This is a genomic window from Streptomyces sp. NPDC050625 (genome assembly GCF_040654755.1).
Classification (GTDB): domain Bacteria; phylum Actinomycetota; class Actinomycetes; order Streptomycetales; family Streptomycetaceae; genus Streptomyces.
Genome location: NZ_JBFAIQ010000047.1, coordinates 1 through 21,814 on the forward strand (window position 1 = coordinate 1; position 21,814 = coordinate 21,814).

Annotated in this window: 24 protein-coding genes and 4 pseudogenes; 13 read left to right on the plus strand and 15 right to left on the minus strand. The window is 69.2% G+C overall.

Annotation, left to right across the window (positions count from 1 at the left end):
• Positions 1-101 precede the first annotated feature (101 nt).
• Both AB0I54_RS44100 and AB0I54_RS44105 read left to right on the plus strand, forming a co-directional pair.
• Positions 102-299: pseudogene (locus AB0I54_RS44100) on the plus strand (transposase); the annotation flags it as partial.
• 494 nt (positions 300-793) lie between these two features.
• The gene (locus tag AB0I54_RS44105; RefSeq protein ID WP_363302012.1) at positions 794-1,228 is read left to right on the plus strand and encodes a DUF6196 family protein; all 435 of its coding nucleotides are present in this window, start codon (positions 794-796) and stop codon (positions 1,226-1,228) included.
• Between the two features lie 385 nt (positions 1,229-1,613).
• On the opposite strand, the gene AB0I54_RS44110 is transcribed toward AB0I54_RS44105, so the two are convergent.
• Positions 1,614-2,141, minus strand: coding sequence for a MepB family protein (locus tag AB0I54_RS44110; RefSeq protein ID WP_363302013.1), 528 nt, complete (start codon positions 2,139-2,141; stop codon positions 1,614-1,616).
• A gap of 850 nt (positions 2,142-2,991) precedes the next feature.
• On the opposite strand from AB0I54_RS44110, the gene AB0I54_RS44115 reads away from it, so the two are divergent.
• Positions 2,992-4,338, plus strand: a complete 1,347-nt coding sequence (locus tag AB0I54_RS44115; RefSeq protein ID WP_363302014.1) for a hypothetical protein — start codon at positions 2,992-2,994, stop codon at positions 4,336-4,338.
• Here AB0I54_RS44115 and AB0I54_RS44120 read toward each other — a convergent pair.
• Both AB0I54_RS44120 and AB0I54_RS44125 read right to left on the minus strand, forming a co-directional pair.
• The gene (locus AB0I54_RS44120) at positions 4,322-4,495 is read right to left on the minus strand and encodes a hypothetical protein (protein WP_363302015.1); all 174 of its coding nucleotides are present in this window, start codon (positions 4,493-4,495) and stop codon (positions 4,322-4,324) included. The genes AB0I54_RS44115 and AB0I54_RS44120 overlap by 17 nt on opposite strands.
• A gap of 673 nt (positions 4,496-5,168) precedes the next feature.
• Positions 5,169-5,408, minus strand: a pseudogene (locus tag AB0I54_RS44125) (transposase); the annotation flags it as partial.
• Between the two features lie 259 nt (positions 5,409-5,667).
• Between AB0I54_RS44125 and AB0I54_RS44130 the strand changes: the two are divergent.
• Positions 5,668-6,216, plus strand: a complete 549-nt coding sequence (locus AB0I54_RS44130; protein WP_363302016.1) for a hypothetical protein — start codon at positions 5,668-5,670, stop codon at positions 6,214-6,216.
• 215 nt (positions 6,217-6,431) lie between these two features.
• Positions 6,432-6,809, plus strand: a complete 378-nt coding sequence (locus AB0I54_RS44135; protein ID WP_363302017.1) for a hypothetical protein — start codon at positions 6,432-6,434, stop codon at positions 6,807-6,809.
• A 13-nt stretch (positions 6,810-6,822) separates the two neighbouring features.
• Here AB0I54_RS44135 and AB0I54_RS44140 read toward each other — a convergent pair whose 3' ends face one another.
• Both AB0I54_RS44140 and AB0I54_RS44145 read right to left on the minus strand, forming a co-directional pair.
• A complete protein-coding gene (locus AB0I54_RS44140) occupies positions 6,823-7,047 on the minus strand; it encodes a hypothetical protein (RefSeq protein WP_363302018.1) in 225 nt (74 codons plus the stop codon).
• 150 nt (positions 7,048-7,197) lie between these two features.
• A pseudogene (locus AB0I54_RS44145) lies at positions 7,198-7,505 on the minus strand (helix-turn-helix domain-containing protein); the annotation flags it as partial.
• Positions 7,506-7,654: 149 nt separating this feature from the next.
• On the opposite strand from AB0I54_RS44145, the gene AB0I54_RS44150 reads away from it, so the two are divergent.
• From AB0I54_RS44150 to AB0I54_RS44170, 5 genes are all read left to right on the plus strand, one after another.
• Positions 7,655-8,236 (plus strand): alpha-ketoglutarate-dependent dioxygenase AlkB, encoded by a 582-nt coding sequence (locus AB0I54_RS44150; RefSeq protein ID WP_363302019.1) that lies wholly within the window; start codon positions 7,655-7,657, stop codon positions 8,234-8,236.
• A gap of 397 nt (positions 8,237-8,633) precedes the next feature.
• Positions 8,634-9,857: a branched-chain amino acid ABC transporter substrate-binding protein gene (locus AB0I54_RS44155; RefSeq protein ID WP_363302020.1), complete on the plus strand. Its 1,224-nt coding sequence runs from the start codon at positions 8,634-8,636 to the stop codon at positions 9,855-9,857.
• A gap of 483 nt (positions 9,858-10,340) precedes the next feature.
• Positions 10,341-10,826: a DUF2975 domain-containing protein gene (locus AB0I54_RS44160; protein ID WP_363302021.1), complete on the plus strand. Its 486-nt coding sequence runs from the start codon at positions 10,341-10,343 to the stop codon at positions 10,824-10,826.
• Complete coding sequence (locus tag AB0I54_RS44165) at positions 10,826-11,047, plus strand: helix-turn-helix transcriptional regulator (RefSeq protein WP_363302022.1); 222 nt, start codon at positions 10,826-10,828, stop codon at positions 11,045-11,047. Before AB0I54_RS44160 ends, AB0I54_RS44165 begins: the two co-directional genes overlap by 1 nt.
• 422 nt (positions 11,048-11,469) lie before the next feature.
• Positions 11,470-12,081, plus strand: a complete 612-nt coding sequence (locus AB0I54_RS44170) for an RNA polymerase sigma factor (protein ID WP_363302023.1) — start codon at positions 11,470-11,472, stop codon at positions 12,079-12,081.
• 156 nt (positions 12,082-12,237) lie between these two features.
• Here the strand turns inward: AB0I54_RS44170 and AB0I54_RS44175 are convergent, their stop codons facing one another.
• A complete protein-coding gene (locus AB0I54_RS44175) occupies positions 12,238-13,005 on the minus strand; it encodes an MBL fold metallo-hydrolase (protein WP_363302024.1) in 768 nt (255 codons plus the stop codon).
• Between the two features lie 126 nt (positions 13,006-13,131).
• On the opposite strand from AB0I54_RS44175, the gene AB0I54_RS44180 reads away from it, so the two are divergent.
• The gene (locus AB0I54_RS44180; RefSeq protein WP_363302025.1) at positions 13,132-14,061 is read left to right on the plus strand and encodes an AraC family transcriptional regulator; all 930 of its coding nucleotides are present in this window, start codon (positions 13,132-13,134) and stop codon (positions 14,059-14,061) included.
• A gap of 242 nt (positions 14,062-14,303) precedes the next feature.
• Here the strand turns inward: AB0I54_RS44180 and ligD are convergent, their stop codons facing one another.
• Together ligD and AB0I54_RS44190 are read right to left on the minus strand one after the other, a co-directional pair.
• On the minus strand, positions 14,304-15,236 hold the full coding sequence (ligD, locus tag AB0I54_RS44185) for a non-homologous end-joining DNA ligase (protein ID WP_363302026.1): 933 nt from the start codon (positions 15,234-15,236) through the stop codon (positions 14,304-14,306).
• A gap of 53 nt (positions 15,237-15,289) precedes the next feature.
• Positions 15,290-15,925: a hypothetical protein gene (locus AB0I54_RS44190; RefSeq protein WP_363302027.1), complete on the minus strand. Its 636-nt coding sequence runs from the start codon at positions 15,923-15,925 to the stop codon at positions 15,290-15,292.
• A 50-nt stretch (positions 15,926-15,975) separates the two neighbouring features.
• On the opposite strand from AB0I54_RS44190, the gene AB0I54_RS44195 reads away from it, so the two are divergent.
• Positions 15,976-16,101, plus strand: a complete 126-nt coding sequence (locus AB0I54_RS44195; RefSeq protein ID WP_363302028.1) for a hypothetical protein — start codon at positions 15,976-15,978, stop codon at positions 16,099-16,101.
• Between the two features lie 4 nt (positions 16,102-16,105).
• On the opposite strand, the gene AB0I54_RS44200 is transcribed toward AB0I54_RS44195, so the two are convergent.
• Complete coding sequence (locus AB0I54_RS44200; RefSeq protein ID WP_363302029.1) at positions 16,106-16,867, minus strand: maleylpyruvate isomerase family mycothiol-dependent enzyme; 762 nt, start codon at positions 16,865-16,867, stop codon at positions 16,106-16,108.
• Between the two features lie 132 nt (positions 16,868-16,999).
• Between AB0I54_RS44200 and AB0I54_RS44205 the strand changes: the two are divergent.
• A pseudogene (locus AB0I54_RS44205) lies at positions 17,000-17,727 on the plus strand (IS5 family transposase).
• Here AB0I54_RS44205 and AB0I54_RS44210 read toward each other — a convergent pair.
• The 6 genes from AB0I54_RS44210 to AB0I54_RS44235 form a co-directional block, all read right to left on the minus strand.
• The gene (locus AB0I54_RS44210) at positions 17,629-18,048 is read right to left on the minus strand and encodes a hypothetical protein (RefSeq protein ID WP_363302030.1); all 420 of its coding nucleotides are present in this window, start codon (positions 18,046-18,048) and stop codon (positions 17,629-17,631) included. The pseudogene AB0I54_RS44205 and the gene AB0I54_RS44210 sit on opposite strands and share 99 nt — an antisense overlap.
• 208 nt (positions 18,049-18,256) lie before the next feature.
• Positions 18,257-20,098, minus strand: coding sequence for a complex I subunit 5 family protein (locus AB0I54_RS44215; RefSeq protein WP_363302058.1), 1,842 nt, complete (start codon positions 20,096-20,098; stop codon positions 18,257-18,259).
• Positions 20,099-20,109: 11 nt separating this feature from the next.
• Positions 20,110-20,454, minus strand: a complete 345-nt coding sequence (locus AB0I54_RS44220; RefSeq protein WP_363302031.1) for a sodium:proton antiporter — start codon at positions 20,452-20,454, stop codon at positions 20,110-20,112.
• Positions 20,451-21,212: an MnhB domain-containing protein gene (locus AB0I54_RS44225; RefSeq protein WP_363302032.1), complete on the minus strand. Its 762-nt coding sequence runs from the start codon at positions 21,210-21,212 to the stop codon at positions 20,451-20,453. Before AB0I54_RS44225 ends, AB0I54_RS44220 begins: the two co-directional genes overlap by 4 nt.
• Positions 21,209-21,508, minus strand: a complete 300-nt coding sequence (locus AB0I54_RS44230) for a DUF4040 domain-containing protein (RefSeq protein WP_363302033.1) — start codon at positions 21,506-21,508, stop codon at positions 21,209-21,211. Before AB0I54_RS44230 ends, AB0I54_RS44225 begins: the two co-directional genes overlap by 4 nt.
• Positions 21,505-21,813 carry a monovalent cation/H(+) antiporter subunit G gene (locus AB0I54_RS44235; RefSeq protein ID WP_363302034.1) on the minus strand — a complete coding sequence of 103 codons (309 nt, stop codon included), beginning with the start codon at positions 21,811-21,813 and terminating at the stop codon, positions 21,505-21,507. The genes AB0I54_RS44230 and AB0I54_RS44235 overlap by 4 nt, the downstream gene beginning before the upstream one ends.
• Between the last annotated feature and the right edge of the window lies 1 nt (position 21,814).

Genomic DNA, 21,814 nt, shown 5'->3' on the forward strand with positions numbered 1-21,814 from the left:
AAGCGAACAAGCCCCACGGGGCTCCGTATGTTGTCTAGGCCCACCGTCAAGCATCACCTGGGACCGGAACGTCAAGCATCAGCTGGGATCCGACACTGACATTCGTCGGCATGCTGGAGTACAAGGCGGCTCTGCACGGCCGCACTTTCGCCAAGGTGGACCGGGCCTTCCCGTCCTCGCAGGTCTGCTCGGCCTGCGGATTGAGGGACGGCCCGAAACCTCTGCACGTCCGGGAGTGGACGTGCGGCGAGTGCGGTGCCGTGCACGACTGCGACCACAACGCAGCCCGCAACGTCCTGTTCGAAGTTCGTCGGCACGGCCACGGCCCACCATCGCGAGCGAGCCCCCGGCCCTCACCGAGGACGGGGGCTCGCCTGTGTGTGCGTGGTGCGTCGTGGAGCGGTCGGCGAAGGACGCCGTATCGTCGCCGCCGGATGGGCGGAGACGCCAAACGCCTGTGGAGCGCCGGTAAGACGGGCACACGTGCCCGCACAGCGCGGTGAAGCAGGAAGCCCCCGGAAGGGTCACACGACCCAGGCCGGAATCCCTGGACCCTAGGCCAGGGAGCACGTCAACGGCGACAGGCCGCCCAACAGGAACAGGACAGGCATGACGATCGCGATCTTGCTCGCCGGAGCTTCCGGAGGAGAGGAAGGCCCGTGCGAAATAGAAGAGACGGGCGACGGCGTTGGGACGATGGTTGCGCTGTCAGGAGGCTTCGCTCCGGCAGAGGAGGCGAGGCGCGATGATCCCCGGGTGGGATCACGGCTTCACGGATCAAGGAGTCTCTCTGATGGTCAGTGTGAGTATGGAGTCTGCGGAACAGACGGAGCAGCGGCTACGCCGTGTGATCGCCCGGGCTGATCTCGTCGTGCACGACGGCGTATGGTGTTTTGAAGAGTCTCCGGCCGACCAGCCGCCCGCGCTCACCGGCGAGACGCTGGCGGTGGTTCGGGACCGAGAGAGTTGGAGCCGCTTGGTCCCGCTCACCCAGGACGGTGACGGCGTCGAACGCTTCGGAATCTTCTCCTTCCACTTCGCCGACCAGGTGGACAACAGCGGTTTCGTCGGCTGGCTGGCCACCCACCTCAAGGTTGAGCTGGGGACCGGCGTATTTGTCGTCTGCGGTAGCAACCGCGCCCGCGGCGGCATCTATGACTACTGGGGCTGTCCCATCGACTTGCTGGATCAGGCCATCGCGGTCGTCAGGGCGCTGCGAATCAGCTGACACTGCATGGCAGGTCTGATCCATCCATACCGTTCCGCGGCACCACCTCCTGCGGAAACCAGGCGACCTTGACGGTGCTCGCGGCGGGCTCCACCGGATCCACCGGGGGCACGCCCACCCCGACCCCCCCTCCGCTTCGCCGTCCACCTCGACCGGGGCCCCGTCCGCGAACTCGGGCACGACCTCCGGCACGTCCGGGGCAAGCTCGCAACTGGCCAGCACCGGAAGCAGCGGGACGTCCACCATCGCCGCAGCGGTCAGCGCCCTCCTCTTGGCCGGAGCCGGGGCACTCGGGGGCGTGGCCCTGCGCCGCCGCCGTACGCGGGCCCGACCCTGGAAGTAGCGCATGCATCACCCGTCCAGCCAGGAACCCGCCGGGCAGTCCTTAGCCGGCGTGGTAGAGGGCCCGGGCACGCGTCAGGTCGGCAGGCCCGTCCTGGCCGAGGTTGAAGAAGTAGTTCACCTGCCATGCCTGGGTGCTGCGGGCCTGCCGGTTGGTCGTGGTCACCCACGGCGGATAGACGCGAAATCCCCGCTTCCCGCCGGAGCCGTTGCGGGAGACGATGTTGCGCTCGCACAACACCTCGCGCGGGAACACGAACTGTCCGAAGCCGGCGTCGTCGCGGCTGCTGATGACGAAGAGGTGCACCCCGTCGTCGGCGTCGAAGGGCCGGATCGGCCCCTCCTCAGACCGCTGCCACACGGTGACGAACTGGCCCACCTTCGTCGGGGTGGTCTTGGCCACGCGAAACCGAACCGAACGGTCATCGAGTGTGAAGGCACAAGCTGCGTACTCGGCACTCTCCGGTTCGGTTACCGGCAGCGAGCAGGCGAAACCGCTCGGGTCGTACGCCAACGCCTTCGCCGCCAGCAGGTCACCGTGAAGCCCCGTCCACGGCTGATTCGTCACCATGCGGTCATCTTGCCATCGCGCCCCTGAGCACTGCTTCGGCCCCTCATGTCGCCGGCCGTGCAACCCGCCACCCTCGAACCCGACCTACATCCTCCGGACAGAGCCCATGGCTGTTCGGCGGGCCCGACCGACTCATTGGCCTCGCCTTTGCCTGCGACCTGGCGTTCTCCCTCGGGGGCGGTTCTCCCTGACGGACAGCGCTCCGACCACGTTCACCCTGTTTGTTCCGGTCGGCAGTGTCCAGGCGGTGGACGGTTCGACGTGAAGGCGAGCAGACCACGTTGGCCTGTTCAGCCCGCCGGTTGGCGTTCGTGGGGTGTCGTGCCCTGGCCCGTACGACGCGGTTCGTGGTCGCCTTCTGGAGCAGGCCGCAGCCGAGGACCTGGCGCAGCAGGTGCGGTGTGTCGGGGAGGGCCATGGTGAGCGGGACAGCGCTCGCGCTGCTGTTGTCCATACCGCGGCCGAGGGTGAGGGAGGAGGCGGCGGGCGGGTCGACCCGCAGCAGCGGGGCAGCGCACCGGCCCGGCAGGAACGACAGCAGGCAGACCGATGCCGCCACGGTCAACGCGCCGACGTGCGGCACCGGGCGTGGTTGGGCGATGAAGGAGCCGAGGGCGCCCCCGGCGTTGATGTACGTCAGCACGAGCGCGCCGACACGATGAGGATCATCGCGGTGCCCAGGCCGTTTGCCACCGTCGGCGGGCAGTGCGCTCGGGCGCATCGGGACGCGGCCCAGCTCACGGACAGGGACCTGGAGACCGGCGCCGAGAACAGCTCATGCCGCACGAGTGGGGCGAGTGGCGGTGGCAGTCAGGATGTGTTCAGGTCCCCGATGGCACAGTCGCGCAGCATGACCTATGAAACGTCTGAGAGTCCGGTGGTTCCAGGGGCACGCACCCAGCAAGGAGACCAGCGGCGAGCCGGCGAACAGCCGGCCGGGGCTGGCTCTCACCGTCTCTCCTCCGAGAGTCGTCGGACGCCTGCCAGGCAGATGCTGAACAAGGTTCCCGAGGTCACCATCTGGTTTTGGATCATCAAGATCTTGTGCACCACGGTCGGCGAAAGTTTCGCTGACTGGATCAATATGAACCTCGGTGTTGGCCTGATCAACACCGCATTGATCTTCACCGCCGTTCTGGCAGGCGTCTTGGTCTGGCAACTCAGCACCAAACGCTACATCCCGTTCGTGTACTGGCTCACCGTCGTCGTGGTGAGCGTGACCGGCACTCTCTACACCGACATCCTCACCGACAGCCAGGGCGTCCCCCTCGCACTGAGCAGTAGCGTGTTCGCCGGCGTCCTCGCTGTTGTCTTCGGAATCTGGTACGCGCGCGAGCGGACCCTGTCGGTCCACAGCATCACCACTCGTCCCCGTGAACTCTTCTACTGGCTCGCGGTCCTGGTCACTTTTGCCCTCGGCACCGCCACCGGCGACTGGACCCTGGACCTGACCGGCTGGACCCCGGGCGTCTCCGTGCTCCTGCCTCTCGGGTTGATCGTCGCGATCGTCCTTGGATGGCGCCTGGGAGCGAACGCGGTGCTCTCCTTCTGGCTGGCCTACATCCTCACCCGCCCGCTCGGCGCCAACCTCGGCGACTGGCTCGGCTCGCCCAGCGGCGACGGCGGCCTGGGCCTCGGTACCGCGGTGACCAGCGTGATCTTCCTGGCCGCAATCCTGGCTACGGTCGTGTACCTCACGCTCAGCCGGAGCGATGTGATCGAGACCCACTCCCTGACAGATGCCCCACATGCGCTGGACCCGGCGCGTGAGCGGATCATGCTCGGCTACTACGCGGTCGTAGCGGTCGCAACTGCGGCGCTCCTCGTCTGGGCGCACCAGCAGCCTCACGCGGCCGCGGCCGGCGAGGAGGACACCCCTGCGCCGGTAACCGCCCACCTCACCCCGGAGGAGGCGACGTCACCGTTCCCTCCGAGCGAGATCGCGAAGTTCCGCACGATCACAGCCGGCACTCTGGCAAGGCTCAATGCGGGTAATCAGCGAGCCGCGACCACCCGAGTGACCGACCTCGAGACCGCTTGGGACGACGACCAGCCCACCCTCGAGCCCAAGAGCGAGCAGTCGTGGCACTTCCTCGACAGCGAAATCGACCAGGTCCTGAAGGCACTACGCGCCCCGAACCCCGACAAGACCACCGAGGTCAAGGCACTCAACACCCTCCTCACCTCACTCGGCTGACCAATCGAGAGTCGTCGACCCAGCCGTAGCCGTACTCGATGCCGTCCGCACGCAGCTGCTCGGCCCGCGTTTCGTTCCGGTCGCACACGACGACCGGAACGGTGGCGCCGCAGTCGCGTAGCTCCCTGGCCACCTTGCGGACCGGTCCGGCCCCCACGATCCGGCGACCAGAAGGGCGAGCGGACCGCCCTCCGGCAGCCCGAACGCCGCGCGGGCCCGGGCTCGCTGCTCTGCGTCGCAAGGGCGGAACCGGGGGTCGGTGACCGAGCCGCAAACGCGCACGTCTCGTGCCCCTGCGGCCCGCGCTTGGGCGGCCGGAACGGCGTGAGCGGCCAGGTGGATGTCGACGCCGTCCGCCACCCCCAGCGGATTCACCCGGAGCAGCGCATCCGGTGGCAGCCCTGCTGGACGGCACGGCCCAGGCGGGCGGGCAGCAGATCCAGCAGGTCGAACCGGCCCACGGCGAAACCGTTCGTCGTAAGGCGTCGGGCGAGTTCCGTGGCCGCGCCGTCATACGGGCTCCGACGCTCGCGGAGACCACCGCGATCCGGCCCGCGCATGGCGTTGCGGCCCGCTGCTGCGGAATCAGGCCCGCGGGGGCGAGCCCGGGCGCCGTGCTTCCCGGCGTGGGGCCTGGGCTTTCCTCCACACATGAAGGGAGCGACGGAACTCCACGAGATGTAGTGGTGGCAGACGGGCGCGCGGCGAGCTGGAGAGTGATGTGCTCTCAGAGCTCTGGGCCGCCGACGGGCCTCTGAGCGCACGCCAGGTCCGGAAGCAGTTGCAGGGCGACCTGGCTTACCGGCGATCTTGCGTGAAAGCCCCGGCGTTCACGCCGGGGATGAAACGCATCTCAAGACTGCTCTGCCCGCAGGCTGGAGCGGACGTTGTTGCTGCTCGATGTACTGGCGGACGATCGCCAATGGTGCTCCGCCGCACGACGCGGAGAAGTACGAGGGCGACCACAGGTGTCCGTGCATGACGGCGGGGTTGATCCGGCCGGTGAACTCCTGCCGTATCCGGCGGGCGGAGACGCCCTTGAGGCTGTTGACCAGCTTCGAGACGGCGACGGAAATGCTGACAAGTTGAAGGCCGTCGACGGCCGACTGCACTGGAAGCCGGCGGCCAGGGACGAGATCATCGGCGTCCCCGTGGTCAAGGACGGCGGCGCCATGTGCGCGTGCAGCAAGGACCGGCGACTGGCACGGCACATACCCCGTGAGACAGAGCTGCTCGGCCTGCCCTCGCCGAGACCGGTGCGGCGCCCGTGGGTAGGGTGGGGGCATGTACATGCGGGGGCGCAGGCTCAGATTCACAGCGGTGTCGGCGATGGCCGTACTGGCCCTGACCGGGTTCTCGGCGGGCCGCGGCCACGGAAACGGCAGCCAGGACAGCAGTGACGGGGGCGGTTGCAGCAGCTCCAGCCAGGACCACGACAGTTCGGCGTCGGGCGGCGGTGGCTCGCACGGCAGCGATCCGCACGGCAGTTCATCCAGCGGCTCGCCCAGCAGTGACTCGCACGACTCCGGGACGAGTGCCCGTGACAGTGGCGGCAGTTCACAGCCCACCTCCACGGCGTCCACTTCCAGCGGTGCCGACCGGCCCCTGAAAGACGGCACCGCCGTTCTCGTGCACTGCGCCAGCATGGAGGACCCGTACGCGACCGTCGAGATCAGAAATCCGAACGGACGCGACGGCCTCTTCACCGTGAAAGTCGCCTTCAAGGACAAGCACGGATACACCATGATCGACACTTCGGATCAGGTGTCGGTACCCGCGAAGGACAAAACAACCTTCCGGGTGGCCGTTGCCAGCTCGGGGCGCGTGGATATGATCGATCACTGCGAGGTCGATCCGAGAGCCGCTGCCGACCGGTGACGGCTGGCCAGGTTCTGTCCGGCAAATGATGACCGGAAGCGGTTATGCGACCGACCAGTGGGTGGAGTGACGCCGCTTCGGTGGCAGAATCCCAGCGGGCGAAGCGTCATTGGGCCGTCTGTCAGCTGCTATTTGGTGCGTACCGGCGGTCGTCCGGACTTTTTCCCAGTGGGGAGCGCTTCGCCCACCGCGCATTCGTCAGATCGTGGCTCCCCATGAAGTGGATCGTGACACATCAAGATCCACTTCTGAAGCACGCCTACCTGATCTTTTCGAAGGTTCGGTGGGTGTGGTGGGCGGATGGTCAGGCCGGTATGGGCGAGGAAGGACCATGGGGGTTGCTGGTTGTGGTTGATGCGGTGGATGCCTTGTTCGGTGGCGTCGGCGGCGTCGGCGAGGTGGTCGCCGGCGAGGTTGGCGAGTTCAGCGCGTTGTATAGCCCAGTGCGAAGGCCCGCTGGCGTCCGCGGCCGGGGGACCGGCGCCCATCTGCAGCCAGCCAGCGCCTTAGGACGCTCCAAGGGTCCCGGCCGCCAACCTGGCCTTCGTAGTCGAAGGAGCGAACAGCAAGCACCTCTGACCTGGCTGTCGTGACGACGAGAGCCAGCTACACCGCGCCGGTGGCAAACAGCTCGAGGTGCCCGCACTTGGGGCAGCGGAACGCCTCTATCTGCCGCCGGGGCCGGCCCATCCGCTTGGCACCCCCGAAAATCCCCCGCTCCAACGCGCCCTCGATCCAGCGCGCGTACCCGCGCGAGTTCTCGCCGGCGTCCTCGATGAAACCCTCGGCCAGACCGACGGTGCCGCAATAGGTGCACCTGTAGTTGTTCACCCCGTGAGTGTAGGTAACAGCGCGGTCGGCCAAGACGGACGCGTGACCATCAATTCCTACCCAACTGGGACGGCGGGGGGCCAGTGCCGTATCAGGCAACGTTCGCCCTGTTCACGATCTTGCGCGGGCGTCCGTCTGCGGCGTGCTGGTGATCTTCTTGATGTCGCGGCATTCGGGGAGGGTGAAGGTCTTGGGCCGGAGGCCTCTGTACTTGAGGTAGAGCGAGTTGAGCCGTCGGCATTGAAGTCGTGGATCACATCTCAGCCCCAGTCCGGGCTGGTGAACGTCACCTCGGTGATCTTCCCAACCGGCATGCCCTGAGCGGACAACAGCACCATCTGGGCCCGCCGCCAGGTCACCACCGAACCGGTGCCCCGGCGCACGATCCGCAGGCGGCGCCGGCCCTCGTCGTCATCGATCTCCCGCACCCGAACCCGTACCCGCACCCGTTCAGCCATCCGCACATTTCCCCGAGCTTCCGCTGCACGGCCGTACCGCCGTGTTCGGCCTTCTCCGCTCGCGAAGACGGGGCACAGGACTGGCTACTGTTCGGGGTATGTCTGAGACTTCCGGCCAGCTTTCCCTGGGCATCGATGCAATATCCCGAATGCAGCCCTCCGTTGCGGTACCGGGCCTGAAGTACGTCGCCGACTGGCTCACCCCCGACGCCTGCCAGGCCCTGCTCTCGGACATCGACGCCGCGGAGTGGTCGGCACAGTTGAAGCGGCGGGTGCAGCACTACGGCCACCGGTACGACTACGGCCGCCGAAGCGTGGCAGGCGACCGGCAGGCAGCCGCGCCGCCGCTACCCTCATGGGCCCGAGCGGCGGCCGCCCGCCTCGCAGGTGAGGGCCTGATGGACCAAGAGGCGGAGCAGGTGATCGTCAACGAGTACCAGCCGGGGCAGGGGATCAGCGCCCACGTCGACTGCCTGCCCTGCTTCGGTCCGGTCATCGCCGCGATCTCACTGGGCTCAGGCTGCCTGATGGACTTCACCAATCCCGAGGACGGCGCGAAGCTGGCCGTGCCGCTCGCACCGGGTAGCCTGCTGGTCATGACCGGCCCGGCCCGCTACGCCTGGCGCCATGCCATCGCCGCGCGCAAGAGCGATCCCGGAACCACCGGCCGTGTCCCACGCGGCCGACGCGTGTCGGTGACCTTCCGCACCCTGCTGCATCCCGGCCAGTAGTCCCCCCGGACCACGGCACCAGCTCCCAGAACGCCTCGTTCTCGACGTCCAAGTCACATGCCGAGCCGACGAAGACGTAGGACGTGAAGACCACGACGGACTTGTCCGTCTCGTCGATGTGGGTGGTGCCCGCCGCGGCCACGCCGACTCCGATGGCCGCGGCGCCGCAGTCATCCGCAGGCCGCCATCGACACACCTCGGCCGCTCTGTTCCAGTACCGTGCTGCGACCGTCGCGGGGCTCGCGTAGCGGAGCCCCGCCTGACCAGCCCATAACAAGAGAATCACATCGCTTCGTCCCTTCTGCTGGTTTCGGCGGACGGCATCTAAGGTCACGCCAGCCGCTGCGCCGGAGGACCCCGGCAATGCGGCATGCGCCTCGAAGGGAAAGGACCGATCGTGCGCAAGCGTTCTCTCATAGCTGTCACCGCCGCGTTCGCCGCTGGAGCACTCTCGCTCACGGCATGCGGTTCCCGTGACGCAGGATCAGCCGACGACCCCTCCGGCGGATCCACGGTCGTCACCATCGGATTCGACGCCCCTCTGACCGGGGACCTGTCGGCTCTCGGCCTCGGTATGAAGAACTCGGTCGACCTCGCTGTCAACCAGGCCAACAAGAACAAGGAGGTGCCGGGCGTCACCTTCAAGGTCGTGGCGCTCGACGACCAGGCCCAGCCGTCCTCCGGCCAACAGAACGCCACCAAGCTCGTCGCCGACACGAGCGTGCTCGGCGTCGTCGGCCCGCTGAACTCCTCCGTGGCCCAGTCCATGCAACAGGTCTTCGACGCCGCCCAAGTGCCCGAGGTCTCGGTGAACACCAACCCCGCCCTCACCCAGGGGGACAAGTGGGACACGGGCGAGAAGGTCCGGCCGTACAAGACGTACTTCCGCACCGCGACCACGGACGCCATCCAGGGCCCGTACGCCGCCGAGTACCTGTACAACACCGCCAAGAAGAAGAAGGTCTTCGTCGTCGACGACAAGAAGACCTACGGCGCCGGCCTGGCCGCGACCTTCTCCGCCTACTTCAAGAAGCTCGGCGGCACGGTGGTCGGCAACGACCACGTCAACCCCGACGCCAAGGACTTCTCGGCCGTCGCTACCAAGATCAAGGACTCGGGCGCGGACGTCGTCTACTACGGCGGTGAGTACCCGGCGGCCGGCCCGCTCAGCGCACAGGTCAAGAAGGCGGGCGCCGCGATCCCGCTCATCGGCGGCGACGCGATCTACAGCGACGAGTACCTCAAGCTCACCGGCCCGCGCGGCGACGGCGACCTGGCCACCTCGGTCGGCGCGCCCGTCGAGAGCCTGCCCTCCGCGAAGAAGTTCATCGCGGACTACAGGGCGGCCGGGTACAAGGAGGCGTACGGAGCCTACGGTGGCTTCTCCTACGACTCCGCCTGGGCGATCATCCAGGCAGTGAAGGCCGTGGCCAAGGACGGAAAGCTGCCCTCCGGCGCCCGCGCCAAGGTCACCGAGGCCCTGCAGAAGGTCTCCTTCGACGGGGTCATGGGCAAGGTCTCCTTCGACGAGTACGGCGACGCCACCAACAAGCAGCTCACCGTCTACAAGGTCAAGGGCGGTGCCTGGAAGGCCGAGACCACCGGCACGTTCACCGGCTGACCGAACCCGGTCACTGGGCGAGCCGCGGGCGACCGGGCACGTCTCGCCCTTCCGGGCAGGCGGCGAACGTTCGCCCGCAACAACACGAGGCCGGGCTGCTCCTCCCCATACGGGACGGGGCAGCCCGGCCTCGCCCGTACTGCGCCCGCGGCCGTCGGGCGCGCCTCCGTCACCGGCAGGGAGAAGGAACTGAACACCGCCTGCAACGGCTACACGGGCCGAATGGGGGAGTGCCACAGGACGGGTGGCGGGGTCAGCAACGCGGCAGCCGCTTCCGCTGATGTTGGAGTAGTGCGCGAAGACGTCGGGCCCGCCCCCGTCCTGCTTCGACAAGATCAAGACGGTTCCTGTGAACGTCATGCCATGGGAGCGGGGGGCGACGTCCGCCACGATGCGAAGCCGCCTCCCACCCTCTGTCCCAGCCATTGCCTAATCTATCGAAACTCGATAGATTCCCATCGTAAATCGATGGAAGGATGAGGCATGGGAAAGCTGACAGTGCGTGCGCTGCGTGCCGTGCTCGGGGTGGTGCTCGCCGGCACCGTGTTCGTACAGGCATTGATGGTGTGGGCATTGGCCACCGACCCGGAGGACGGGTCGCTCCCGCTGACCCCGCTGCGCGTGATCACGATCCTGGGCATGGTGTCGGCCCAGGTCGCGCTGGTCTGCGTATGGCGGCTGGTGACGATGGTGCGACGCGGAACCGTGTTCTCCCACGCCGCCTTCCGGTACGTGGACGGCGTGATCGGCGCGATCGTGGCGGCAGCCCTCGTATGGTTCGCGGTCACGGCCCTCAACGCGCCGGGCCAGCGGGACGACCCGGGCGTCACCCTCATCATGGGCGGGATCGGCGTGGCCATCCTGGGGGTCGCACTCATCGTGCTCCTGCTGCGGATGCTGCTCGCCCAGGCCGTTGCGCGCGACGTCGAAGCGACGCAGATGCAGGCCGAGTTGGACGAGGTGATCTGATGCCGATCAGCGTCGACATCGACGTGATGCTGGCCAGGCGCAAGATGTCCGTGGGCGAGCTCGCGGACCGCGTAGGGATCACGCCCGCCAACCTGGCGGTACTCAAGAACGGCCGCGCCAAGGCAGTGCGCTTCGCGACGCTCGCCGCGCTCTGCGAGGTGCTCGAGTGCCAGCCGGGCGACCTGCTGCGCTGGGAGGCCGAGGACGCCGTGGGCGGATGACGTGCCTTCAGGGCGAGCGTGGTTCAGCCGGTTCAGCCGACGCACCGCGGCCAGGGACATGCCTGGAATCCGTGCGCTGGCCGCCGGGCCGTATGAACTGCAGCACTGACACGAGCGCCAACTGATCTGGTGGCACGCGGGTTGACCACGCTGCGAGAAAAGATCCACGAAGTCCTTGTCGGCTGACAGCGGTCCGGGCTCTTCCCGGATCCGTATGCACAAACAGCCCTTCGGGAACGCCCGGGCCACCTCGGTGATCTGGGCCGGAACATCGCCCGGCAGACGCGGACACAGCGACACCACGATCAACGGGTCAGGCAGGGTGTAGGCCTGATGGCACGGCCGTGCCGTCCCGATCGGATCCGCACCCGGATGTGATCACCGCCACAGAGACGACAAGTAGCGGGCGGACAGGGCTGGTTGTGGAACTTTCCCTACGTGACCGGATACGGGCCGGTGACCCGGAGGCCTTTGCCGAGCTGTTCGGTGCGCATGCCCGCGCCGTGTACAGCCACGCCGCCCGGCTGACCGGAGACCGAGGCGCCGCCGAGGACGTGGTCTCCCTGACCTTCCTTGAGGCATGGCGGCTGCGGGAGAAGCCGAGACCCGATGCCACGGCCATCGAAGGAGACGCCGGGAGCCCCGATGGTGATGGCCTGCGTCCCTGGCTCTACGGCATCGCCACCAACGTCCTGCGCAACACCCGCCGAGCCGCCCGCCGGCAAGGCGCTGCGCTCGCCCGGCTCCCGGGCCGCCCGACGGACCTCGACCGTGTGCCCGACTTCGCAGATGACGTCGTCGGCCGCATGGAGAACGCCGAACGCCTCGCCGCTGCCCGCGCGGCGCTCGGCCGACTCCGACGAGCCGAGCGCGAGGTGTTCGCGCTGTGCGTCTGGTCGGGACTGAGTTACGACGCCGCGGGCGAGGCCCTCGGCGTACCGGCCAGCACTGTACGGTCGCGGCTCTCCCGGGGTCCGCGGGAAACTGCCGCTGAACGTCCGTGCGTGGACGTGCGCGTGCGGCACCGTGCATGACCGTGATGTGAACGCGGTCCCGGGTGCATGCGCGGATCGCTGACCGGCGCCCCGAGCGCAGGGCGGCAGCCCTGGAATGCCACGGGTTTTGACGCTCCAGCAGACCCGCACGAGCACCATGCTGGCCCGGAGATCTTCAACGGCGGTGACGGCCTCTCAGGCGTCGCTGGAAACGTCGTCATCCACGCGTACCCGCAGCCGTCCTTTCGCCTCCAGCCGATTGAGCCGTCGTTGCTCCTTCACCACCCACCGCCGTACCTGGTCAGGTTCCAGCATGCCGCCGTGGCCTGCGTGCAGCCGCTCCGGTCCCAGGTCGAGCATGCGCCGGAGACTGGCCAGGTTGGCTAGCGGGTCGTCGTGGAACGGTGGGTTCCAGGGCCGGCGGGGCAGCAGTCCCAGCAGCGGTGTCGCGATCAGGTCTCCCGCGACGAGGTCGCCCGCCTCGGTGAGGACTGACACCGACCCGGCGGTGTGGCCCGGGGTGGGGACGATGCGTGCGTCGATGCCGTACTCCGCAAGCGGCGTCTCCCCGCGGACGAGGACCTGCGGTGTGAACGGCTCGGCCCGGACATGGAAAGGCGGCAGCGGGGCCAGAAGCCTGCCCAGCCTCCCGGTCGGCAGGTAGGGCTCGCGCACCCGGCCGCTGGTGTACTGCCGAAGATCGCCCACGTGCGCGGCGATCGGCGCCCCGGTCAGACGGCTCAGTTCGGCGGCCCCGCCGAAGTGGTCGATGTGGCCGTGGGTGACGACGATCATGGATATGTCGTTCGGGTCCACCCCTTGCTCGGCGACGCGGTCGTAGATCTTGTGGCCGCTGCCGGGGACACCGCAGTCGACGACGACCGGTCGCCGGCCGAGGAGCAGATAGGCGTTGACGTTGCGCTTCCCGAGGACCGGGAGGGGGATGACCTTCGTGCCAGGCACGGAGTACTCCGTTCAGACTGAACAGGTTCGGACACCTCAACGCTACGAACGCCGATTGAGCCGATCCATGTCTGTGATGCGCATATTCATTGCTGCTCGTCTCAGGTGTTCGACTAGGCTGCTGGCATGGACGCGCTCGCGGATGTCCTCACCGCAGCCAAAGTCGGCGGCACCGTGCTCGCCCGGGTCGACGTGGCAGCGCCCTGGGGCATCGAGTTCCCGAAGCTGCCGATCGCGGTCTTCCACACCGTCATCAACGGTTCCTGCTGGCTGCGCCGCCCAGGGGCCGAGCCGATCCGGCTCGCCACCGGCGACCTGGTCCTCCTGCCCGTCGGCACCGGCCACGTGATGTCCGGCGCCCCGAGCGGCCCGGCGACCCCCTATGACGACCTCGTGGCCACGCGCCCCGGACACCAGGAGTCGGAGGTCCACATCCCCGGCCCGGGCCCCCGAACCCGGATCATCTGCGGCGGCTACCGCTTCGACGGACGCGTCTCCCGCCCGCTGCTCACGCTCCCACCGGTGCTGGTGCTGCCCGCTGCCGACGGCGAAGCGCCCGAGGGCGGCGAGCTCGCCGACACCCTCCGGATGCTCACAGCCGAACTTGCCGAACCCCGGCCCGGTTCCCAGACGGTCATCGACCGGCTGACCGACGTGCTGTTCGTCCACATCCTGCGCCGGTGGACCGCAGATCAGGGCGAGCACGGCACCTCCTGGGTCCTGGGCCTGCGTGACCCGGAGGTCGCTGCCGCGATCTCACTCCTGCACGAGGACCCGGCCCGGCCCTGGACCGTCGAGGAACTGGCACACCGGGTCGGTGTCTCCCGCGCCACACTCTCTCGGCGCTTCACGGACCTCGTCGGCGAGCCACCACTGGCCTACCTCACCCGCTGGCGCCTGGAACTGGCCGGCCGACGCCTGCGTGACACCGCCGACGCACTGCCGGCCGTGGCCAGAAGCGTCGGTTACACCTCGGTATCGGCGTTCTCCCGGGCCTTCACGCGTCAATGGGGAACACCACCGAGCCGCCACCGCACCGACCATCACCGGCCATGAGCACCCAACGGCCACCACCACGCAGGACATCACTGCCCTTGGTTGCGTCCTTGGAAGTGGGGTTTTGCCGAGGCCGTGGGGGCGGCGGGGGTTGGTGATCAGGTGGCGATGGGGACGGAGGCCGTCAGAACTCTTGAACTCTCATGGCCCTCATGGCCCTCATGGCCGAAGCCGCCTTCCATACTGCGCGCCTTCGCCCGACCGGGCGACTCAGCTGTTCCGCCACGTCCCGTTCCGCGACATCATGCGAGGTCGTCGAGGCGCCGTTGCGCCGCGCGGAGGGAGCGCCGGCAGCGGCTGAGCCCCTTCCACGGGTCCCCGTGCTTGTCCAGGCGTTCGGGGAGGGTGCGCAGTGTCCACTGCCGCGGTCCCAGGTCCGGGTCGTCGAGTTCGTCCCAGTCCAGGGGAGTTGCGACCGGGGCGTGTGGGCGGGCCCGTACGGCATAGGGGGCGACCGAGGTCTGGGTGTAGGCGTTGCGCTGGGTGTCCAGGTAGAGACGGCCCCGGCGCTTGTTCTTGCGCGGCTCGGTGGTCAGCCGGTCGTCGTGACGTGCGGCGAGCACGTCGGCGACCCGGCGGGCGAAGTGCCGTGCGGTGTCGAAGTTTGTACGCCGGTCGAGCAGGACCAGCAGATGCATGCCGCGCGATCCCGTCGTCATCAGCGCGGGGCGAAGCCCGAGTTCCGTGAGCAGATCCCCGAGTTGGCGGGCGGTCCACCGAACGGCCTCGAAGCCGTCGCCGTCGCCTTCGCCCTCGGGCGGGTCGAGATCGAAGACCAGCCGGTCGGGGCAGTCGAGGCAGTCGGCGGGGCTCAGCCACGGATGCGGGGTGATGCACGCCTGGTTGGCGAGGTAGACCAGGGTGGCCGTGTCGTCGCAGACCGCCATGGTGAGGCTGCCGCCCTCCTTGGGCACCCGGACGGTGTGGATCCAGTCGGGGAAGTAGTCGGGAACGTCCTTGTGGAAGAAGGACTTTCCCTGGTACCCGTCCGGATAGCGCTCCATCACCAGCGGCCGGTCCTTGAGGTGGGTCAGCATCGGGCACGCGACGGTGCGGTAGTAGTCGATCAGCTCGGCCTTCGTGATGCCGTCGTCCGGAAACAGCTCCTTGTCGGGGTTCGACAGCGGCATGCGCCGGCCGCCGACCCGTATCTCGTCCTTGGTCCTGGCACTCATGCGCTCTTTCTCGGCTCTTGAGAGCTCTTGAGCTCGACCTCAGCTATGGCTCGTCAGCTGTCGCCCGTCCCGTCGGGCCGCTCCCGTACGACCTTCCGCGCGGATTTGTCGGTCCGCAGTCCGACGAACCGCGGGTGGCGCAGCTTCCCGTCGTCCGTCCACTCCGTGAACCCGATCTCGGCGACGAGCCGCAGCTCGGTCCAGTGGGCGCCGCACTCCCATGGGGCACGGCCCGCGAACGGTGAGCGGCCGCGTTTCAGACGGTCCATCCGCGCCCGCAGCCCGTCGAGCGTGGCACGGTCGTAGCCGGTGCCGACCTTGCCCGCGTAGACCAGGCGCCGTCCCTCGTAATGACCGACCAGCAACGCCCCGAAGCCGGTGCGGCTGCCCTGGGGCTCGGTGAATCCGCCGATCACCAGCTCCTGGCGCCGCCCGCACTTGAACTTGAGCCACTTCGTCGAGCGCCGCTGCTCGTAGCGGCTGTCCGCCCGCTTGGCGATGACGCCGCCCTCCCAGCCGCGCTCGCACGCCTGGCGCAGATACGCCTCGCCGTCGGTGTTGCGGTGCGGGGTGAAGCGCAGGGGCGGGGCGAAGGCGACGGCGCGGCGCAAGAGGGCCTTGCGGGTGCGCAGGGGCAGCTCGGTCAGATCGTGTCCGGCCAGGTACGGCACGTCGAAGACGTAGAGCACCTAACAGAAAGCCTGGTCGTAGCCATATCACCTTCCTGGCTGAGACGGCAGTGCTGCGGGAGGCGCTCGGGCCCGAGCTGTACGAGGCCGTAGTGGCCGTCCGCCACGCGGAGGCGGAGCTGTTCGCGATGTTCACCGACGCGGACGTCATCAAGGCCGTCCGCTGGCGGTATTGACTGGCTACTCCTCGGGCTCCCAGGCGATCAGCTGCTCGAACACCTGCTGGTCGCCCTCGATCTTCAGGTCGCTCAGCGTGAGGCGGCCCCAGACGAAGAGGAGCAGCTGCTCGGCCGTGCCCGTGGCCGAAGCGGAGGCGGGCGCGGCGTCGTCCGTGAGGGGTGCGGGCCAGGCGCCGGTGCCGTCCAACGCGAGGAGCCAGGAGCGGCCCTCGGTGGCGTGGTAGTGGATGGTGGCGGCCTCGTGCGGCCAGGCCGCCGGGGTGGAGTTGCAGGTGTCGAGAAACTCGGCCACGCCGTCGATCGCGACGTCCGCCGGCATCGGTTGCACGGCGCCTGCGGCGAGCTGGGCGTCGTAGGTGTGCACCAGCACCTCGTGCACCCGGCGCCGGGCAACGCCCCAGGCATTCGCCGGCGACACGCCGGCGGCCCACCACGCCCAGCACTCGCGCTCCGGGCCAGCCTCGCGCAGCGCACTCAGCAGCAGCTCGTTCGACTCGGCGTACCAGGCCAGTAGCGCCTCGAGCTCGCGCGGCACCTCCGCGGCATCCTTGGCCGGCGGAGCCTCGGCCGGGCCCGCGGCGACGATCGCGGCCCACCAGCGCTGGCCCGTACCCAGGTGCTGCACCAGATCGAACAACGTCCACTCGGGGCAGGACGGCACCGGCGCGTCAAGGGTGGGCGCGGCGGCAACCGCGCTCCGGAACGCGGCCGACCGCTCGTCGATCAGTTGCAGCAGGGTGGAAAACTCAAGACTCTCTGTCACATCGCTTACCTATCACCCCAGCTCAGCCGACCGCACCCTATTTTCCAGGCCGTCAGCTGCGGGAGTTAGAGCACCTAATAGAAGGCCTGGTCGTAGCCATATCTCCTTCCTGGCTGGCTCGTTGAACGAGTCATGGGGAAGGGGAACGGTGCTCCGTGGATGGTGCCGGATGACCTGTGGGGGCGGATCGAGCCGTTGCTGCCGGTCAGGCAGCGGCGTCCGCGCCATCCCGGCCGGCTGCCACTGGACGACCGTGGTTGCCTGCAGGGCATCCTGTTCGTGCTGCACACCGGGATCCAGTGGGAGTGGCTGCCGCAGGAGCTCGGCTTCGGGTCCGTGACGACGTGCTGGAGCCCGCTGCGGGACTGGCACGAGGCCGGGGTGTGGGACCGGCTGCACCAGGTGCTGCTGACCGAGCTGCACCGTGCCGGGAAGCTGGACTGGTCCCGGGCGGTGATCGACGGATCCCACCACGAGGCCCGTCGGGGCGGCCCAAAACCGGGCCAAGCCCGGTCGACCGTGCCCGGCCCGGCTCGAAGCACCGCGTCATCACCGACGCAGGCGGAACCCGCTCGCCATCACCCTGACCGGTGGCAACCGCCACGACATCACCCAGCTGCTGCCCCTGCTCGACGCGATCCCGCGGATCCGCGGAGTGACCGGTCGCCCCCGTCACCGGCCGCGGCAGTTGTTCGCCGACCGGGGCTACGGCTTCGACAAGTACTGTCTGCTCCTGTGGAAGCGCGGCATCAAGCGGACGGCTACGGATCCGCTGGGAGATCCGCGACGACATCCACGAGGCGTTCCTGAAGCTCGCCTGCTGTGTGGTCACCTACAGGCGAGTCCAGGCGTTGTGTTAGCTCCTCGTAGTACGTCACCACCACTCGGCTGGCGCGTGCCTGGCACGGGTCGTGGATCCCGATGCGCTGCTGCAGTCGTGCGAAGCTGGTCCGGGTTCCCTCGAAGGCGACGATCTCGCCGTCCACCACGAAGTCGTCGCAGTCCCGTCCGCCGAGCGCCTCCGCGATCTCGGGATAGGTGTCCGTGAGCGACTGGCCGGTGCGGGAGAGCAGCCCCGCGTCGGCGCCGTCACGGAAACCCAGACAGCGCTCCCCGTCGAGCTTGCGCTCGAATATCCACTGCGGATCCGAGAAGTAGCGCTCCGTCAGCGTGACCAGCATCGGCCTCGGGAGCTCGGGAGCTCGGGCCGGCCGACCGCCGCAGCGCCCTGCGCTCGTCGTCGGGCACGGTCTCCAACAGATCCGCCACGGAAGCGGAGACGGGCATCGCGCATCCACCTCCCTCCACCGCGAGGACCGTTCCTCGCCTTCTCCGAGTTCCCGCAGCGGGCAGGCGCATGCGGACGCACCACACCGCCAGATCGACGCACTACACCGCCATGACGACGAGGAACACCGCCACACCGACGGCGAGCCAGGCCACGTAGTCGCCGAGGTGACCGGAGTGCAGTCGGCGCAGCGGCAGGATCACCTCACGGCCCACCGCTCGGCACACCGGCCCGACGCGGGCCGCGCCCGGCCACCGCGCACCCCAGACGGCGGCCGACGCGAGCAGTACGGCCAGAGCGGTGGAGGCGAGTGCGAGGAGGACGCCCTCGGCGGTCCAGGCGGTGTCCGGCACGGGGGAGGACGGGGCGACGATGTGCCCGAAGATCGCAGCCGTGTAGGCGGTGCGGTCGGTGAACTGCCGGGCGGCGCGGGCGAGTGCGTGACCTACCCCGGGCAGCAGTCCGACGGCGAGCGAGGCGCAGAGCAGGACGGCCGGCACGGCGAGCATGGGGACCGGGATACGGCGCTGCGGATCGCGGATCTCGGGCTCCTCGCCGGTGCCGGTGGTCTCCGGGCCCGCGTACCGTTCTCGCGGCCGGGGCCCGGCGCCGGCGAAGATCCGGGCGGACGCGCGGAGTACGGCTCCGCCGGTGGCGGCCGAGACGAGGACGAACACGGCGGGCAGCCAGGGGAACCGTTCCTCGCCGGCGTGCTCGGTGACGGCCTTGCCCAGGGCGGTGCCGAACGGCGGCAGACCGGCGAGCGCGAGCCCGCCGAGGGCGAACATCGCACCGGCGAGCGGCAGATCGCGGCCACGCCCGTGCAGTCCGTGTTCGTCGACGGAGCCGTGCCGGTCGAGCAGGACGCCCGTGGTGGCGAACAGGGCCGCCTTCACCCCGGCGTGCGCGGCGACGTAGAGGGCCACGCCGGCGGTTCCGGCCGGGGTGAGCAGCGCCATGCCGACGAGGAAGAGTCCGACGTGGCCGATGGTCGAGAAGGCCAGCATGCGCTTGAGGTGCCGCTGCTGCCAGCACATCACCGCGCCCACCAGCGCGGTCAGCACCCCGGCTGCGACGAACACGGCCCGCAGGTGCGGCTGCGCGATGCCGTGCGGGCCGGAGAACACCGTCCAGTACACCCGGACGGTGCCGTAGACGCCGAGCTCGACCATGACGCCCGACAGCAGCATGCACACGGGGGTCGGCGCGACGGAGTGGGCGTCGGGCAGCCAGAAGTGGAAGGGCACCACAGCCGCCTTGACCAGCAGTCCGGTGACCACGAGCACGAAGGCGACCACGAGCAGGGCGTCGTAGCGATGTCCGGCCAGCTTCAGCCCGATCTGCGCGAAGCCGAGTTCACCGGTACGGGCGTAGAGCAGCCCGATGCCGAGCAACGAGCAATACGCGCCGAGCGAGTTGACGATGCCGAAGATCAGCGCGCCCTGCACCGGACGGGGGTCCTCGATGCGGTAGCCGGTGAGCGCGTAGGCGACGGCGCCCATGAGCTCGAAGAAGACGAAGGCATCGAACAGGTCACCCGTCAGCGCGAAGCCGCACATGCCCGCCTCGAACAGCAGGATGAGAGCGGGGAACACCCCGGCGTGCCGCGCCGGGGGCTCGTCGAAGTAGCGCCAGGAGTAGACGACGACCGCGAGGACGAGCGCACTCGTCAGCAGTGCCAGACCGACGCCGATCCTGTCCCCGGCGAGCACGATGCCGACGCTCTCCCCACGGACCGGATGCCAGCCGCCGACCCAGGACACACTGTGGCCGTCGCCCGTGCGCGCCCACAGCAGGACGAGGCACGCGACCTCCAGCGTGGCCCAGGCGGCGGCCAGCGAGTCGATGGCGACCCGCGGCAGCCATCGTCCGCCGATGACGAGCACGACGGCGCCCAGCAGCGGGACGGCGACGGCGAGCGGCAGCAGATCCGCGGTACGCACCACCCCGCCCGCTACCCCCTGAGCCCGGTCAGGGCGTCCGGGTCGACGGTGCCGTGCCGCTTGCGCACCTGCAGGGCCAGCGCCAGCAGCGACGCCGTCACGGTCGCGCCGACCACGACGTCGGTGAGGGCGAGGGCCTGCACGACCGGGTCGACTACGCGTGTGCGCAGCGGAGTGTCGGTGAAGTACGGGGCGGTCGCGGCACGACGGTATCCGACGGTGAGCAGCAGTACGTACGTCGACGACTGTGCGACGGCGAGGCAGCCGATGGCGTGGATGGCGTTGCGGCTGGTGACCATCCCGTACACCCCGACGAGGAAGATCCAGCCGGCCACGAGAAAGGGCAGGACCATCATGAGCCGCCCCCCTTCTCCGACTCCGAGTTGTCCGGGGATCTGACCTCGACCGCCTGGTCGAGGAAGGAGGCCAGCAGGACGATGACGCCGGAGCCGACCTCCACACCCACCGCCGCGTTGAGGAGGGGTACCAGGCCGCCGGAGGAGAGCTGTCCGAACGTGCCGAGCGGCAGCACGTTCTGCAGATAGGCCCCGCCGGCGGCCAGTCCGGCGAATCCCAGGGCCACGAAGGCGCCCGCGCCCAGGGCATCGGCCACATCCAGCACGGCGAGCGGCCGGATCCGCTTCAGGACGCGGTAGTCCGCGGCGATGTACGCCAGATGCAGCCCGGTGGCGAGAATGACACCGCCCTGGAAGCCGCCGCCGGGCGACAGCTGGCCGTGCGCGACGATGTAGACGCCGGTGAGCAGCGTGACGGGCAGCAGCACCGCGCCCAGCAGCCGGGTCGTGGGCAGCACGCGTCCCGCCCGCGGACGGCCGACGCTCTCGTCGCGGGCGTGGCGCAGCAGCACGATGGCTCCCAGCACCGAGGCGAACAGGATCGACTCCTCTCCGAGCGTGTCCAGGGCCCGCTGGTCGAAGTTGACGGACGAGACCACGTTGGCGGTGCGCTGCCGCAGGGAGGCCGCCACCGCGCGCGTGGCGTAGGGGTGCACCTCGCTCCCGAAGCGCGGCAGCCCCGTACAGGCGGCCGTGAACGCCACCGCGAAGACGACGGCCGCCGCCCAGAAGACCCGGATGCGCACGGTACGGCTCATCGGCGCCGTCCCTTCGGGCGCCCGTTCCGACCCCCGCGCGGTCCCGAGGTGCGGCGCACCTTCCGCACCGTCAGCAGGATCAGCAACGGTGTGACCACCGAGCCCACCCCCAACTGGGACAGCGCCACGTCGGGCGCCTGGAGAAAGGTGAAGAGCAGGGCGAGGCACAGACCGAGCAGGGCCAGCACCACGGCCTGGCGCACCGGGTCACGGGTGAGCGCCGCCACGGTCGCGGTCACCGTGACCAGCACCAACGCCACGGCGATCAGATACTCCTCGACTCCGGCGGCGTTCACTGCGGGGAGTCCCTTCGCACCAGGCGGTCGCGCTGGGCCGTCGCTCTGCCGATGGCCATCGCCGTGACCGCGCCGCCGGCGGCCATGATCGCGCCGATGAGCAGCAGCTTGACGGCGGCACGCCCGGGGCCCGTCTCGACAGCGAGGGCGAGCACGACGAGCGGCCCTCCGACGGAGGTGGCGGGGGAGAGGGCGTGCAGGCGCTGGTACGGCCGCGGCAGTACCACCAGCCAGACGGCGCACAGCAGCAGCACGCCGGTGCCGATGACGAGCAGCGCGACCGCGCACCCATGACGAATCGTCACC